Consider the following 15,155-nt stretch of genomic DNA (forward strand, 5'->3'; position numbering starts at 1 on the left):
GCCGTCCACCGCCGCTAGCCATGTTGGCCGCCAACGCGACCCCCTTCGCCGCGCTAGGGTTCGAGCAGAAGCACCGTGACGGCGCAGCCATGGCCGTCGTCGCGGCAAGGGGCACGCTTCTACTCTCGCCCGAAGGCCGGCTGTCGATCGCCCCCGATCAATCCTTGATCCTCGCCGACGAGTACGAGGGTGATCCGCATGCGACACCGATGCTCCGGGTCGGCCTGCTCATCCCTTTCAAGCCCGCGGCCGACGTCACCCTCCTCGCTGATGGCCACGCCCCCGGGGGCGTGGCCGCGCACGTCTGGCAGGTGGGCGCGCGCGTCGGGGAATACACGCGCTTCCTGAGGGCGTATGCGCCGCGCGCGTTCGAGCCGGACGCCGGCGGGTTTCGGCTTTCCACGGGAGAGCCGGCGGCCCGCGCGTCCATCGACTACCGATCGGCCGCCGGCGGCGTCGTCATCGGCGATCCCGAGGGCAACGTCGACGCGCGCAACCCCATCGGCCGGGGCGTCCTCGATCGCCGCCACACGCCGGCCGATCGCGCCTACCCCGCGCCCACCATCGACAGCGAGGCCGAGCCTGTGGGCGACCCGGCGGCGCGGCCAGAACCGCAGGGCTTCGGGCCCGTGCCGCCCTGGTGGCAGTTTCGCAGCCGCTTCGCCGGCACCTACGACGACGCCTGGCTGGCGACTCGCCACCCTCAGCTCCCCGCCGATTTCGACTATCGCTTCTACCAGACCGCGCACCCCGGCCTGGTCTTGCCCGGCCATCTCCGCGGCGACGAGCGCGTCGAGCTCCAGGGCCTCACGCCGGGGGGCGGCGCGCTCGCGTTCACGCTGCCCGGCCACTCGCTCTGGGCCTGGTTCAAGTGGGAGCGGGGGCGCCGCGTCCCGGTGCGCCTCCACCTCGATGGCATGCACATCGATGTCCGCGGCGAGCCGCCTTGGTCTGTCCAGCTCACCTGGCGCGCCTGGGCGGCCATGTCGCAGGGCTTCGATCGTATCGATCTCGCTGCCGCGAGCCTCGAAGAGGCCGCGGCGCTGCCGTGGTGTGACGAGCGAGGGCTCGTGAGCCCGGGGAGCGACGCATGAGCATCCCGCGCGAGGGCAGCCGCGACATAGGCGAAGGCATCATCGTCTCGACCTGCCCGGATGTCTGCAAGACGCCGGTCGGCCCGGCGCTCGTCCCCATCCCTTATTCGATCTACGCAAGGCAGAACCAGGCGGCCGTGGACACCGCGACCACCGTGCTGCAGACCGGCGATCGGTCGCACAACATGGGATCGAAGGTGACGACGTGCCAGGGTGATGAGCCGGGCAGCGGGCTCGGGGTCAAATCGGGCACGGTGGGCAGCGTCTGCGAGCCCAAGACCTACTCGCCCACCGTGCGCATCGAGGGCAGGAACGCGATCCGCCACGACGACGCCTGGTGGATGAACGACCGCAACACCGAGGGGAAGCTCATCTTCGTGCGGGACACGCGGGTGATGAGCGCCAGCGACCGCCCGGTCCAGGTCGCCTTTCTCGACACGACGGGGGCCTACACGGGCACGGGCACGGCCACGACGCCGGGGAGCGCGCCCGCCGCGGGGCCCATGGGGGCGGCCGCCAGGCTCAACGCGCTGCTCGGCCTCGGTGCGCTGGGAGCAGGCCTCGGGGAGATGGCCGGTCAGTATTACATCGGCAATGAAGGCATGTTCGCCCGGAGCATCGATCAGCACCTTTATGGCCAGATGAGCGCCGACCAGCGGAGTGCCGCGTATGGATCGAGCGGCTGGTACTGGAACCAGGTAGATAGCACCAACAATCAGCTCTCGCTCAAGGCAGGCACCCTCGTCGACTTCCGCCAGATGACGCCCGAGCAGCTCGAGCAGCTCGTGAGGCAGCCGTGGCCCTCGGCCGAGAAGATCCGGCAGAACGCCGAGCGCCTGCGGGCGCAGCGCGCGCGACAGGAGGAAAATGCGCGGCTCGCCGCCGCAGCGGGCAACGTGCGCGTGACGCGCGAGCGAGACCGGCCTTGCAACGTCGGCCCCTACAGGACTATCCGCGGCACGTGCGAACCCGGCTACCAGGCGCACCACATCGTGCCCGACTACACCCTTCGTTATGGCACGAGGGCCGAGGGTGAGGCGGGGATGAAGCGCATCCCCAACTTCCCGTCATTCGGCGACGGGCCCGCCATCTGCCTCCAGGGCAACGCCGGTGACGACGGCTCGGAGCACTGGGAGGCGCACGGCGTGGACGCGAGCGTCGCCCAGCTGGGCGTGAACGGCACGCCGCCGGGGACGACCGCCATCGGCAGCATCATCGACCTCTCGGAGAATCAGGTCGTCAACCTCCGCCGGGAGTGCGAGGCGCAGATCCGCGCCGCGGTGCAGGCGGGCTTCGCCGGGGTTGACCGCGCGCAGCTCGGCCGCACCACCCTCATGCCGACCGTGGCCGGGAGCCCGCAGTACGAGGCGCTCAGCACCGGCATGCGCCCGGGCGGTCGCTACTGAGGTCGAGGGAGACATCACCATGACGACGCCGCTCACCTTTACCCGCGCCAAGGCCGCTGCCGCGGACTTCCTCTGTGTCGCCGGCGTGCCAGACGGCCAGGAGCCCTTCACGCCGTTCACCCGGCTCTGCCGTTACGATGCCGGCGATGCGGGGCCGGTGAAGTGGTTCTACGACGACCTCCAGGTCGCGGTCACCTCGATCGCCCGCTTCACCCCCGCGCCCGGCGCGCCGACCGCGTTCTGCGTGCTCTCCGCCGAGGGAGACGTCGTGCTCATGCGGCCACCGTTCCCGCGCGAGAAGATCCCCGGCGCCGGCATCACCTCGCCCGACGCCGAGCGCTGGGGGCGCCTCGCGCGCCTCCGCCCTGTCGGCGACCACCTCTACGCCTGCGGCGACGGGGGGCAGGTCTATCGCCGTGTCGGCGGAGACTTCGGCGCCGGCCGCTGGGAGCACCTCGATCGCTCGCTCTTGCAAGATCCCGAGGAGCGGGCCCGGGCGCTCCTGCGCGCGCCGAGCTCGCCGGCCGCGGAGCACAAGGTCTTTTACTGCGTCGACGGTCCACGCGAGGACGAGATCTACGTCACCGGGACGCGCGGCACGATCCTCGTCTGGGACGGCGCCACGTTCACCGCTCTCCCGCCCGTCACGGCCGCGGCGCTGGTGAGCATCTTCGTCGAGGACGAGAAGCGCATCTGGATCTGCGGGCGCGAAGGCACGCTCCTCCGCGGCAACCGGCGCGAAGGCTTCCGCGCAGTCGCGGTCTCGGGCCGGCGCCAGATGTTCACGTCGATCACCAGGCACGACGGCCGGATCTACCTGGCAAGCGGCGCCAATCCGCGCGGCCTCTTCACTTACGAGCGCGGCAGCCTCCGGCGAGTCTCGACCGGGCTCGTGCCCGAGATCGAGGACGCGCACACGGTCGACAGCGTCGGCGGCGCGCTCTGGGTCGTCGGCTCGAAGGACATCGTGCGCCTCGAGGGCAGCCGCTGGGAGCGGATCGACCACGTCGACAACGCTCCCATCCGTTGACACTTGACGGTCATCGTCATCGGATGATGTGCGCGTGGTTAGCGCGGGATGCCCCGCGCGTGGTGCGAGGTGAGGATGCGAATCGTCTTGTCGCGCCTACACGCATGACACCGCCCAGGCCCGGCGTGGAGGCGATCACCTCGGATCCGTACCCTGCGGCCGACGTCATCGAGCCACCGCATCCGCACGCGCACGCGCCCCTCGTGCGCCTCACACTCGACCATGCCGACCACGCGATGTCTCGGCTGCCAGCGCACCTGGAGCCCGGATCGCGCCGGACTATTGCGATCGTCATCCATCGGCTATTGGCACTGGCTGCCTCGGCGCCGGAGAGGTCCTCGCGGAACATCTCGACGAGGGCGTTGTGCTCGAGCGTCGGCATGACGCTCGGCCTCGTGCACCCCCGCGTCTCTCACGCGGCTCCGGCGAGCAAGCGCTCGATCTCGTGCATCGTCTCGACGTCGTCGCCGACCATCGCCTTCATCGACCGGATCCTGCGGCACACGATCGCGGCGATCTTGTCTTCAACGGTATCGTCGGCATACGCCCAGTAGACCTGCGCAAAGCGTCCATCGCGGTGGCAGCGGCCCTCGATCTGCGCCATCTGGATCGCCGACCACCGCAGATCGTGGATCACCGCCGAGCGCGGCACCTCGTTGTGCTCGCCCTGGTGGAGCGAGATCCCCTCTTCCACGGTGAAGAGCACCACGCGCGGCTCGCCGCGCTGGAAGCGGAGGCGCTCGGCCTCCTTCTCGCCGGCCGGCAGCGCGCCGTGGATCAGCGCGCACGGGACGCGCTCCCGGGCCAGCGCGGCCTGCACGGCCTCGAGCGTCTCCATGAAGGCGACGGAGACCGCGACCTGATGCCCGTTGTCGAGCAGCTCACACACCAGCTCCACGGTGCTGCCCACGCGGATGAGCGAGCTCTTCTGTCGCAGGCGCAGCATCGCGGCGAGCGCCGACCTCGGGTTCGCGCCCTTGGGCAGGAGATCCATCTCCCGGCGGAACGCGGTCCACGCCTGCGCGTAGAGCTCGCGCGCGGAGGCGTCGAGCTCGAGCGGGGTGAGGATGCGGTTGATCTCGGGCCAGCCGGCCACGTCCTCCGGGCGACGCCGCATCCCGACCGCGGGACGGCCGTCGAACAGGAGGGCACGCACCTTCTCGCAGTCCGCCGGATCGCCGCGCCAGTCCCACCTGCCGAACGCGCCGCGCGCGACCCCGAGCCCCTGGCCTTCGCACCACTGCTCGAAGTCCTTCAGATCCGCGGAGCGGCTCCCGGTCGCGCTCGCCAGGAGCGGCGCGAGATACGACAGCTCCAGCGGGTTCTGCCCTGCGGTGGCCGAGAGCCACAGCGCGAACCGTGCGCGTGCGTTGAGCTTGACCGCGAGCTTGGAGCGCGCCGCCGCCGGGTTCTTGCAGCGATGGCTCTCGTCCCAGATCACCACGTCGAACTCCGCGGCGCTGCCGGCGCGCGCGAGGCCCTTCTTCGATCGGATCCTTCGCCGCGCCTCCGGGGTCACCTCGAAGAGCTTGCCCAGCCGATCATAGTTGATGATCACGATCTCTTTGCCTCCGTCGCCCATGGCCTGGACCGTGCGGCGCCAGTGCGCGACGACGGCGAGCGGACAGACGATGAGCACCGTCGTGACGTCCGGCATCTGGAGGACCGCTGCCCAGGCGGTGATCGTCTTGCCGAGGCCGACGTCGTCGGCGAGGAGGAACCCGGCGCGCCTGGCGGCCTTCGCGGCGGCGATGGCCCGCACGCCGTCCAGCTGGTGCGGGCGGAGGATCATCGCCCCGGCGGGGGCGGCCGGCGCGGGCGCGGGGTCGTCGTTGAGCTCGTGCTCGATGCGTCGCTCCCACGAGTACGGCGCGGCGCGGAACGGCGCGAGGGCCGGCGGGAGCGTCTCTGCGCGAACAACGAACACGCCGTGCTCCGCGTCCCAGCGCGCGCCGCTCGCGGACGCGACCGCGCGCATCGCGAACGGGACGTCGAGCACATGGGCTCGCTCCGGCGCCGCACGCGGAGCGGGGGCCGCTGGAGGGGCCGCTCTGGGAGCTCTGCGCGGGGCCGACACCGTTCGCTTGGCACGCATCGTCGTCATGACGCCCCTGATACCAGCGCGGACGCGCGCCCGCGCTAGAAGACGCCGCGCATGGCGGCGCCGAGGTGCAGGATCTGGAGCGGCGTGTCCGAGGGCGTGCGGAGGGGGCGGAGCTGGTATTCGAGGACGAGCGCGGGCTGCGCGTCCTCCTCGGGGAAGAGCACGAAATCGAGGCCAGCGCCCGCGTAGAGGTCGGCGCGAAGCGCGTCTCGTTCGCCGCCGACCTCACCGCCCAGGCTCAGAAAGGGGTCGATCCGCTCGTAGGCCGTCATCTGGGCGAAGGCGAGCGGCCGGAGCTGGCCGCCGAGCGCGAGCACGCCGCCGCCGCGTCCCTCCACCTGCTCGTAGCGGAGCGCGCCGGCGAGCCCGATTCCGCGCACGCTCATCGAGGCGCGCAGGCTCACCCCGCCCGGCTCCTCCCAATCGCTGATCGCGCCAGTGGCGCCTATCTGGGCCTGGCCCCAGAAGCGGAGCTCATTGAGCGCCTCGACGACGGCGGAGCCCATGCCGGTGAACGCGGGCGCGGAGTCCGAGGCGCCCGCCGCGGCCGGAGACGCGAGCGCGGCGGCCATGGTCGCGGCGCCAAGCGCGCGCCCCGCGGGCGAGCGCGCGCGGACGAGGGGGCGCGGGAGGGCCTCGTCCAGGGTGGGCGGCGCGGCGGCGCTCATCGCGCGAGCCTATCACCGCTCGCGTGGGCGCCAGAAGGAGCCCTGCCCTTCGAGCGGCGCGCGGCGCAGCGCTCCGAGAACGGGATGAGCCCCCCCTGCCGCGGCGTTCTCCCATGATCATGCACGAACGAACGCCGCGCACCGCGATCGCGTGGCTCCTGCTCGCCGCCTGCACGCCCAGACCGGCGGGCGACGGCGAGCCCCCTCCCCCGCCCAGCGCCTCGAGCGCGGCGGCCCCGCTCCAGTGCGACGACACGCCTCCGCCCGCCCCCCCTGCCCTCGCGGCGTCGCCGGCGCCGAGCGCGGAGCCTCCGACGGCTCCCTACCAGCCGCCCCCCGACCCAACCGCGGAATCGACGGACCCTGCCCCGCGCAAGACGATCGGCACCTTCGACGACTGGGTGAAGGCGTACGAGGGGCTCGGCGTGCCCGAGGCGGAGAAGAGGCCTCCGCGGCTCCGCCTCGCCAGGGAGCTCGCCCTGGCGTCCGGGCGCATCGTCTTCGTGCGCTCGGGCGACGTCTTCACGATGGACCTCGCGACGGGCATCGAGGCGCAGCTCACGCGAAAGACGCAGCGCAACATCGCGCCCACCTTCCTCGGCGATGGCCGGCGGATCGCCTTTCTCAGCAACCGCGACGGGATGGCCTGGCGCGTCTTTCTCATGAACGCGGACGGCACGGAGCAGCGGCCGATCACCGGCAAATTCGCTGCGTGGAATGGCGAGCCGTCGTTCGCCGTCTCGCAGGACGGCGCCCGCGTCGCCTACGTCGCCGGGGCGCGACCGCCTGCGGACGAAGGCCTGGAAGAGCTCCACCTCGTCGAGGTCGCGAGCGGCGACGACCAGCGCATCGGCCAGCCGGCGGCGCTGGGCGAATGCACGTTCTCGCCGGGCGGCGACGCGATTCATTGCGTCGCAGGCGAGTTCGACGCGGAGCACCTCCTCTCGGTGGACATCGCCACGAGGCGCGTCAGGCGCTTGCCGGACGCGGGCAACCACATGTTCAGCGCCGCCCGCTTTCTCGGCGATCGCCTGCTCTTCTCGGCGAGCGAGACGGAGGCCTTGTGCTGCCAGCGGTCGCAGCTCTACACGACGGCCCTCGACGGCACCGGGATCAAGGGGCTCGGCTCGTTCTGGGTCTCGGGCTCGATGCACCCGGAGGTCTCGCCGAAGGGCTCGAAGATCGCCGTCGCGTGGTCCGTCCGCGTGGGAGGGTTCGGCGCGGATACCTGGAACGAGATCACGCTGCTCGACGCGAACGGCGGCGCCGACCGCCCGCTCACCAGCGCGTTTCCGCGCCCCTTCTACAGCGCCTACGGGCCTGCCTGGGCGCCCGACGATCACCACCTCGCCTTCACGCTCTCGTTATGCCCTTATTACGGCTGCGAGCCGACGATTCGAAGTGTCGTCGTCGTCGACACCGGGGACGCCAAGGCCGTGCCCGCGTTCATCGCCTACGGCGGCAGCGCGTCGTGGAGCCCCGTTCCCTAGCCTGGATTTTCACCGAGATAGTTCGCCTAACGGCGCAGCATGAGGCCGGCCCTCCGGTTCGGTAATCGAGGGACACGGTTTTACGCCGAACGGCGTGAGACAGACAAGCGGTGGCATCAAGGATGCCGTGAGGGAAAAGGGTGCGCTATGGGCGAATTTCTCGTCCGTCAGCCTCTCCCCCTCAGCGGACGCAGCTGATGCGCCGGCAGCGCCGATCGACCTTGAAATCCAGCAGAAATCGGCTTCATCGCTTCTCTGCACCGCTCTTCTCACCTTGACGTGATGCCTTATGTGTGGGTCACGTTTTTTACGATGAGCGCACCAACTGCCCTAACTGACCCCGCCCGCTTCTTCCTGGCGCCCACCCAGGCGCGGCACCGCCAGTACGAGGCGCTGCGCGCCTACTTTGTGGAGCGTCGCTCGAGCGCCGAGGTCGCGAAGGCCTTCGGCTACACTTCCGGCTCGTTCCGCGTGCTCTGCCATCAGTTCCGGCACGATCCTGACCGTGCCTTCTTCGCCGAGCCGATGCGCGGCCCGCACGAGCAACCGAAGAAGTCCCGCGCCCGGCGCCTGATCATCGCGATGCGCAAGCGCAACCTGTCGATCTACGACATCGCCGAGGAGCTCCGGGGCCAGCACATCGAGCTCAGCCCCACGGCCATCACCGAGGTGTTGCGCGAGGAGGGCTTCTCCAGGCTGCCGCGTCGCAAGGACGACGAGCGCCCCGCCAGGACGCGCCCCGAGCGCGCCAGCCGCGCCGATGTCCGCGATTTTCAGCTCGTCCCTGCGACGTTCGAGACCCATGTCGGCGGTTTGTTCGTGCTCCTCCCGCTGCTCGTCAAGGTGGGCCTTGATCGGCTCGCCGACGAAGCAGCCCTGCCTGGCTCGAAGGCGATCCCGGCAGCCCACGCGCTGCTTGCAGCGCTCGCGTTGAAGCTGACGTCCATCGAGCGCAAGAGCCACGTGATGGATCTGGTCTTCGACCAAGGCCTGTCGCTGTTCGCGGGGCTCAACGTCATCCCGAAGACGACCTTCCTCGCGCAGTACTCCGATCGCCTGGGCCGCTCCAGTTCGGTGCGACTGCTGCGCGGCTGGCTCGAACACCTGCGCGCGCATCTCGCGCTCGCGGGCGCGTCGTTCAACCTCGACTTTCACGCCGTTCCCTTCTTCGGGCAGGACGAGTTCGTCGAGCGCCACTACCTTTCCAAGCGCAGTCGCCGCGACAAGGCCGTGCTCACCTTCATCGCCCAGGACGCCGACACCGACGTGCTCTGCTACGCCAACGCCGACCTGCGCAAGGGAGAGGAGAGCGATGAGGTCCTGCGGTTCGTCGACTTCTGGAAGAAGGCGCACGGCCAAATGCCCCCGCACCTCGTGTTCGATTCGAAGCTCACCACCTACAAGAACCTGAGCCGCCTCGATGCCCAGGGGATCACCTTCGTCACGCTGCGCCGCCGCACGGATGTCCTCAAGCGCCACGTGCTGAACGCTCCGGCTGCAGCCTGGCGCCGGGTGGAGCTTGATGTACCGCACCGCAAGTTTCGCAACCCCAAGGTCCTCGACGAGACGATCCGGATGGGCAGGGACTATCCCGCGCCGATCCGCCAGATCTGCGCGCGCGATCTTGGTCACGACGAGCCCACGGTCCTGCTGACCAACGACACCCGCTCGACGCCGCGCACGATCCTCGAGCGCTACGCTCGGCGCATGCTGATCGAGAACAACCTCGAGGACCAGGTCCACTTCTTCCACGTCGATGCGCTGTCGTCTGCGGTGGCCATGAAGGTCGACTTCGACGTGACCTTGACCGTCATCGCCACCGGTCTCTACCGGCTGCTCGGCAAGCACCTGCACGGCTTCGAGCACGCCAAGGCGCGGCAGATCTTCCGCCGCTTCCTCGACACGACGGCGAGGGTCGAGGTCAGCCCGCAGCGCGTTCACGTGCGCCTCCCTCGTCGGGCTCACAACCCGATGCTGCTTGAATCCGGCTTGCTCGCGACGCCCGTCGCTGTCCCCTGGTGGGGAGGAGCTTCGCTCGAGGTCGCGTTCGCTTGACCGCCGTCAGTGGCCTTTATGTTAACCGATCTTCTGCTGTGAAAATCCAGGCTAGAGAGACGCCCCTGCGTCGACAGCGCTGCACCGGCGGCTCGGGCCGCGGCGATGCCCTTGGTCGACGAGGGGCGCCGGGCCTCATGGCTGGCAGCTCGGGTAGAGGTTGAAGACACCCTCCGCGTCGAGCTTCGACGAGATCGACTCCAGGTACGACACACCGTCCGCGTGGCACGTCGGATGACCAGCGGCGTTCGTTACGCAGTCCGTCTCGTTCGGGAGCGAGCCCTTGCACGGTCCGAGGGGGGTGAGCTTGCACGTCGGCGACGAGTCGCAGATCCGCAGCTTCGCGAACGTGCTCCACACATCGCCGCACGCGAGCTGCGCGCCTTCATCCGCGCAGGCATAAGCGACTTCGTGACCCGGGACGAAGATGTTGCCGAACATCGTCGCGTCCGGGAACGTGTACTGCGCCGGGTTCATCCACGGCGCGTCCGCGAGGCCCGGGTGCTTGCCCACCATGCGGATCGGCACCTCCTCCTGGAAGGCGTTCAAGGTCTGGAGGAGACACGCCGTCACCCAGCGCTGCGGGGAGGAGAGGGACAGCGCCTGACTCCGCCACGGCGCCGCGAGGCCGAGCGCCCCCTTGTACACGTAGGAGGAGGCGCCCACCACGCCCGTCACCGTCATCTCCGGGCGGAGCGCGCAGCCCACGACATAGTGGAGGAGCTTGCGGCCCTTCTCTGTCTCCAGGAGCGGCGTGCTCGCGAGCTTGCCAGCACCGTCCGCGAGCGGCGCCAGGGCGAGCCGCTGGAGCATCTGTATCGTCCGCGGCTCCCAGAAGAACTCCGGATCATCGCCGTTGGGAAAGACATACGCCTGCTCGACCGACGCCACATCGTCCTCGGCCGCGATGTCCCCCTCGTTGTCGTCGGCCGGCGCCGGCGTCACCACGCATCCAAGCGCGAACAGGCACGTACCGAGAAGCGCTGTAACCGGGGCTCCAAAGCTCGACATAATTTTCTCCTGAGGCGACGCGTGCGACGCGTTCTGACCGGCTATCTCCAGGTTTCGTGCCAGGCGGCCGGCCCCCTCGCGCACGGGACGTCGGCGCGCCCGCTCACGAAAAAATTTCAATTATATCCGATAGTTACAATCCGGATCCGGCGCGAAGGCGGGCGCCAGGGGGCATCGGATGGAGGCTCTGCCCCTCACCCGCTGAGGCCCGGAGCCGCCATCGGATCCAGCTGAGCCGCGAGCCGCGCCAGCCGGGCGCGGAAGCCCGGCGCGTCGTCGAGCTGCGCCGCCGCTTCCTGGAGAGCGCGGGCCGCCTCCCGTGGCCGCCCGCCGGCGATCGCCATCTCGGCGCGCATCGAGAGCAGCTCGACGAGCTCGATCGCCAGGAGCGCGCCCCGGCACCGCGACAGCACGTCCTCCCATGGATCGGCGCTCGCGGACGGCTCGCGCGCGCGGAGGCCCTGCTCGCAGAGCACCAGGTGGAGCGCGCGGTAGAACGCCCACAGCGAGGGCGCCGAGGGGTCGGGCGGGCAGCTCCGCTCGATCCACGAGAGGTGGCGGCTCGCCTCGTCGTGGCAGCGCCTCGAGACGAGGATGCGCGCAAGGAGCAGGGAGCACTCGGGCGCGGCGTGCTCGAAGAACCGCCGCTCGAGCACGTGCGCGCGGCGGGCCAGCTCCAGCGCCTCGTCCCCGTGGTCGCTCGCGTGGAGCAGCTCCGCCGCGTTCAGCGTCACGTGGCGCTCCAGGACGGGGTTTCCGAGCTCGCGCGCCAGCGCGATGGCGTGGCGCATGTCCGCCATGGCGAGGTCGAGCTCGCGCCGCATGGCCCTCAGCGGGATGCGGCAGGTGCAGGCGGCGCAGAGGTGAGGCCAGTCCTCGGCGGACGACGCCAGGGCGAACGTCTCGTCGAAGCGGGCGTTCGAGAGGTCGAGCTCTCCCAGCCACATCAAGGCCGGCGACAGCAGGAGGAGCGCGACGATCCTGGTCCCGTAATCGCCCTCGGCCTCCGCGCCGGCGGCGCCTCGTGTGAGCAGCTCGACGGCCTCGGCGACCCGGCCGCGCCGGAAGCAGGTGCGCCCCTCGGCGACGAGCACGCGGCCCTCGAGCGCGCGCGAGCGCGCGCCGAACCCGTCGACGAGCGCGCGCGAGCGCGCGCCGAACCCGTCGACGAGCGCGCGCGAGCGCGCGCCGAACCCGTCGACGAGCGCGCACGAACGCGCGCCGAACCCATCGACGAGCGCGCGCGCCTCCCCGACGCGCTCGGCCGAGCGATCGAACTCGCCCGCCCAGTCGAGCGCGGCCGCCTCCTCGAGCAGCACGTCCGCGAGGGAGGCGTCGTCGCCGAGCTCCGTGGCCAGCGTCCGCGCGGCCGCGAGGTCGTCCGTGGCCTCGCGCGTCCGGTCGACGCGGTAGCGGCTCTTGCCCCGCCCCGCCAGAGCGCGCGCGCGCCGGCGGGCGTCGCCCGGCGCCGCGAACGAGAGCGCCGCCGTGTAGTGGCGGTCCGCCTCGACGTGGCGGTGTCGCGCGAACGCGAGATCGGCGAGCGTGAGGCACGCGTCCGCCGCCGCCTCCCGCGCCCCGCACCCGCCGGCGTGCCGCGCGAGCGGCGCGAGGAGCTCCGGGCGAGGGCCCTCCGCCTCCACCCTGGCCGTGAAGTACGCGAGCGCGCGCCGGTGGATCTGCGCGCGCTCCGCCGGGTCGAGCAGCTCGACCACCGCGTCCTGGAAGACGGCGCTCTGGAACGAATATCGCTCGCCCGCGCCGCGCTCCAGGATCCTGTGCTCGACGAGGGCGCCCAGGCCGTAGCCCGCGTCGATGGGCGTGCCGGCCTCCCCCGCCCGGGCGATCGAGTCCAGGATCTGCTCGAGCTCCGCGCGGGCGAACGAGTCGCCGAGCACCGCGCAGAGCCGGACGCACGCCGCGAGCTCCGGCGAGAGCGCGTCGAGCCGCCGCTCCGCGAGCCATTGCCACGCGGGCGACGGGGGGAGGTTGTCGAGCTCGGCCGTGGCGACGTAGTGGCTGCCGGCGTTCACGCGGCGCTTCACGAGGCCGGCCCGCTTGAGCGAGCGCACGAGCTCCACGAGGCACGCCGGGTTGTTGCCCGCCCAGCGCGCGAGCAGGCTCCGCGTCTCGGCAGGGGGGTACTCCGCCGGCCGCAGCAGCTCGGCGGCGAGCGCCATCGCCGCCGCGTCGTCGAGCGGCGCGAGCGCCGCGCGGTCGTGCCGCTGGGTGCGCGCGCCCCAGGCGCGGCGCACCTGCTCGAAGCGGGGATGCGCGGCGACGAGCACCCACAGCGCGACGCCGGAGCCGTCGAGCGTGGCGTACTCGAGCGCGTCGACAAGCGCGTCGTCGGCCCAGTGCGCGTCGTCGACGATCACCGCGACCGGCCCGCGCTGGGCGCGCCGGCGCAGCGCCTCGCCGAGCGCCTGGACCACGCCGTGGTGGAGCGAAGCGGGCGCGCCGCGCGCGGGCAGCGGCGACCAGCCGAGCGCCGCCGCGACCGACGGCCACGTCGCCTCGCCGAGCGCGGCGCCGAGCCGCTCGCGGCAGAACGCGGCGACGTCCGGCGGCGCCTCCGCGGGCGCGTCGAGGACGCGGCCGAGGAGCTCCGCCGCGTCGCGCGCCGCGTCGCCGAGCAGCGGCTGCGCCGCGCGGAGCGAGACCACGAGCGCCCCGGCGTCGCAGCGGAGCGCCGCCGAGGCGGCCTCCGCCGCGAGTCGGCTCTTCCCGAGCCCGGTATCGCCGATCAGCGTGAACAGCGCCGGGCACGTGCCGTCGAAGGCCGCGCGCGCGCTCTCCGCGATCGCCGCGAGGACGTCGTCGCGGCCTGCGAGCGGGACCTCGATCTCGACGGACGGCTCGGCCTCGGCCGAGGCGGGCCGGCCGTCGCTGTCCTCGCGCGCCGGCAGGACGCGCTCGATCTCGGCGGAGAGGGCGACGCCCGACCACGGCTCTGGCGGCAGCCAGGTCTCGGGTCGCTCGACGGCGGCGCCGTACGCCGAGACGGCGCCGCGCGCCCTGCGGCGGAGGGTGACCGACGCGAGGTGCAGCGCCGCGCGCGCCCCGTGCTTCCCGGCGAGCTCGCGCGCGGCGGCGAGCGCGGCCTGCGCCGGGTGATCGGCGTCCTTGCCGGAGAAGACCGCCACGTAGCGGCTGCCGCGCTGCCGCGTGATGAACCCCTTGCGGCCGGTCACGGAGGCGATGACGGGCGACGCCGCGGCCGTCGTGTCGGCGACGAGCAGCACGACCGAGCTCCGCCCCCCGGCGATCAGCCTGGCGCTCGTCGAGTCCGCCGGCGCCGCGGCGCGCGCGGGCGGCGCGCCCGGCTCGGCCGGCGCCCCGGTCGGCGCGAAGGAGGCGCGCGCCGCGGCGAGGGCGCGCCGCAGCGAGGGCGCGTCCGCCGGGCGGCGCTCGCGATCCTTGGCGAGGCACGCCAGCGTGAGCTCCTCGAGCGCGGCGGGCACCGGCGCCAGCGCGCCCGGGCGCTCGGGGCGCAGCGTGAGGTGCGCATGCTCGAGCGAGGCGCCGTCGCCGGCGAAGGGCGGCCGCAGTGTGAGCAGCTCGAAGAGGATGACGCCGAACGCGTAGACGTCGGCGCGCACGTCGACCGCCTCGCCGCGGAACTGCTCCGGCGCCATGTACTCGGGCGTCCCCAGGACCACGCCGCTGCGGGTGAGCAGCTCCTCGCGCGCCGCGTCGCCAGGCGTGCGCTCGGCGCGCTTCGTGAGCCCGAAGTCGAGAAGCACGACCCGCTCGTCCGCCGCCGCGGAGCGGCGCTCGATGAAGAGGTTCTCCGGCTTCAGATCCCTGTGGATCGCGCCCCTGCTGTGAGCGGCCTCGAGCGCGGCGAGCACGGCGTCGGCCCGCGCCGCGACCCAGCCCGGATCGGGCGGGGCGGCGAGGGCGGCGAGCTCCGAGGCGAGGGTGCGGCCGAAGAGCCGCTCCATCACGAGGTAGGGGCGACCATCGTCGAGCCGACCGCACCTGTGGAATCGCGCCACGTGCGGCGGGCCGATGCGCTCGAGCGCGTCGGCCTCCCGGCGGAAGCGCTCTTCCAGCATCGGCGTGGTGGACATGCCGACCTTGACGGCGACCGGGGCGCCGTCCTCGTCCGAGACCCCCGCCCACACGATGGCGAAGCCGCCCTGCCCCAGGCGCTCGCCGAGCGAGACACCGGGGACGCGCGGCGGAGCGGGCGCGGAGGGCTCGCCGGGCGGCGGCGTCCATCCGTCGAAGGGGCACGGCGCCACGCCCTCGCGACGCCGGTGACACAAAGGACAGCGATGCACTCGGCCTC

Annotated in this window: 9 protein-coding genes; 5 read left to right on the plus strand and 4 right to left on the minus strand. The window is 72.1% G+C overall.

The window, feature by feature from the left end:
- Positions 1–20: 20 nt before the first annotated feature.
- Genes WME95_RS30900 through WME95_RS30910 form a run of 3 tightly spaced genes read left to right on the plus strand, consistent with a single transcriptional unit; the run spans position 21 to position 3,530 of the window.
- The gene (locus WME95_RS30900; RefSeq protein ID WP_437902932.1) at positions 21–1,094 is read left to right on the plus strand and encodes a DUF2169 family type VI secretion system accessory protein; all 1,074 of its coding nucleotides are present in this window, start codon (positions 21–23) and stop codon (positions 1,092–1,094) included.
- A complete protein-coding gene (locus WME95_RS30905; protein WP_437902933.1) occupies positions 1,091–2,500 on the plus strand; it encodes a DUF4150 domain-containing protein in 1,410 nt (469 codons plus the stop codon). The genes WME95_RS30900 and WME95_RS30905 overlap by 4 nt, the downstream gene beginning before the upstream one ends.
- A 19-nt stretch (positions 2,501–2,519) precedes the next feature.
- Positions 2,520–3,530 carry a hypothetical protein gene (locus WME95_RS30910; protein ID WP_437902934.1) on the plus strand — a complete coding sequence of 337 codons (1,011 nt, stop codon included), beginning with the start codon at positions 2,520–2,522 and terminating at the stop codon, positions 3,528–3,530.
- Between the two features lie 412 nt (positions 3,531–3,942).
- On the opposite strand, the gene WME95_RS30915 is transcribed toward WME95_RS30910, so the two are convergent.
- Both WME95_RS30915 and WME95_RS30920 read right to left on the minus strand, forming a co-directional pair.
- Complete coding sequence (locus WME95_RS30915) at positions 3,943–5,529, minus strand: SNF2-related protein (RefSeq protein WP_437902935.1); 1,587 nt, start codon at positions 5,527–5,529, stop codon at positions 3,943–3,945.
- 140 nt (positions 5,530–5,669) lie between these two features.
- Complete coding sequence (locus WME95_RS30920; protein WP_437902936.1) at positions 5,670–6,302, minus strand: hypothetical protein; 633 nt, start codon at positions 6,300–6,302, stop codon at positions 5,670–5,672.
- 113 nt (positions 6,303–6,415) lie between these two features.
- Between WME95_RS30920 and WME95_RS30925 the strand changes: the two genes are divergently transcribed.
- Together WME95_RS30925 and WME95_RS30930 are read left to right on the plus strand one after the other, a co-directional pair.
- Positions 6,416–7,792, plus strand: coding sequence for a TolB family protein (locus WME95_RS30925; RefSeq protein ID WP_437902937.1), 1,377 nt, complete (start codon positions 6,416–6,418; stop codon positions 7,790–7,792).
- 312 nt (positions 7,793–8,104) lie between these two features.
- Positions 8,105–9,847, plus strand: a complete 1,743-nt coding sequence (locus WME95_RS30930; RefSeq protein ID WP_437902938.1) for a transposase — start codon at positions 8,105–8,107, stop codon at positions 9,845–9,847.
- A gap of 135 nt (positions 9,848–9,982) precedes the next feature.
- Here the strand turns inward: WME95_RS30930 and WME95_RS30935 are convergent, their stop codons facing one another.
- A complete protein-coding gene (locus WME95_RS30935) occupies positions 9,983–10,792 on the minus strand; it encodes a hypothetical protein (protein ID WP_437902939.1) in 810 nt (269 codons plus the stop codon).
- 260 nt (positions 10,793–11,052) lie between these two features.
- Positions 11,053–15,108 carry a protein kinase domain-containing protein gene (locus WME95_RS30940; RefSeq protein ID WP_437902940.1) on the minus strand — a complete coding sequence of 1,352 codons (4,056 nt, stop codon included), beginning with the start codon at positions 15,106–15,108 and terminating at the stop codon, positions 11,053–11,055.
- Positions 15,109–15,155 lie beyond the last annotated feature (47 nt).

The organism is Sorangium sp. So ce327, from assembly GCF_051530205.1.
Lineage (GTDB): Bacteria > Myxococcota_A > Polyangia > Polyangiales > Polyangiaceae > Sorangium > Sorangium cellulosum_B.

Excerpts from the sequence above, each read along its gene's own strand:
- WME95_RS30900 (WP_437902932.1), top strand. The coding sequence starts at position 21 with ATGTTGGCCGCCAACGCGACCCCCTTCGCCGCGCTAGGGTTCGAGCAG.
- WME95_RS30905 (WP_437902933.1), top strand. The coding sequence starts at position 1,091 with ATGAGCATCCCGCGCGAGGGCAGCCGCGACATAGGCGAAGGCATCATC.
- WME95_RS30910 (WP_437902934.1), top strand. The coding sequence starts at position 2,520 with ATGACGACGCCGCTCACCTTTACCCGCGCCAAGGCCGCTGCCGCGGAC.
- WME95_RS30920 (WP_437902936.1), bottom strand. The coding sequence starts at position 6,302 with ATGAGCGCCGCCGCGCCGCCCACCCTGGACGAGGCCCTCCCGCGCCCC.
- WME95_RS30925 (WP_437902937.1), top strand. The coding sequence starts at position 6,416 with ATGATCATGCACGAACGAACGCCGCGCACCGCGATCGCGTGGCTCCTG.
- WME95_RS30930 (WP_437902938.1), top strand. The coding sequence starts at position 8,105 with ATGAGCGCACCAACTGCCCTAACTGACCCCGCCCGCTTCTTCCTGGCG.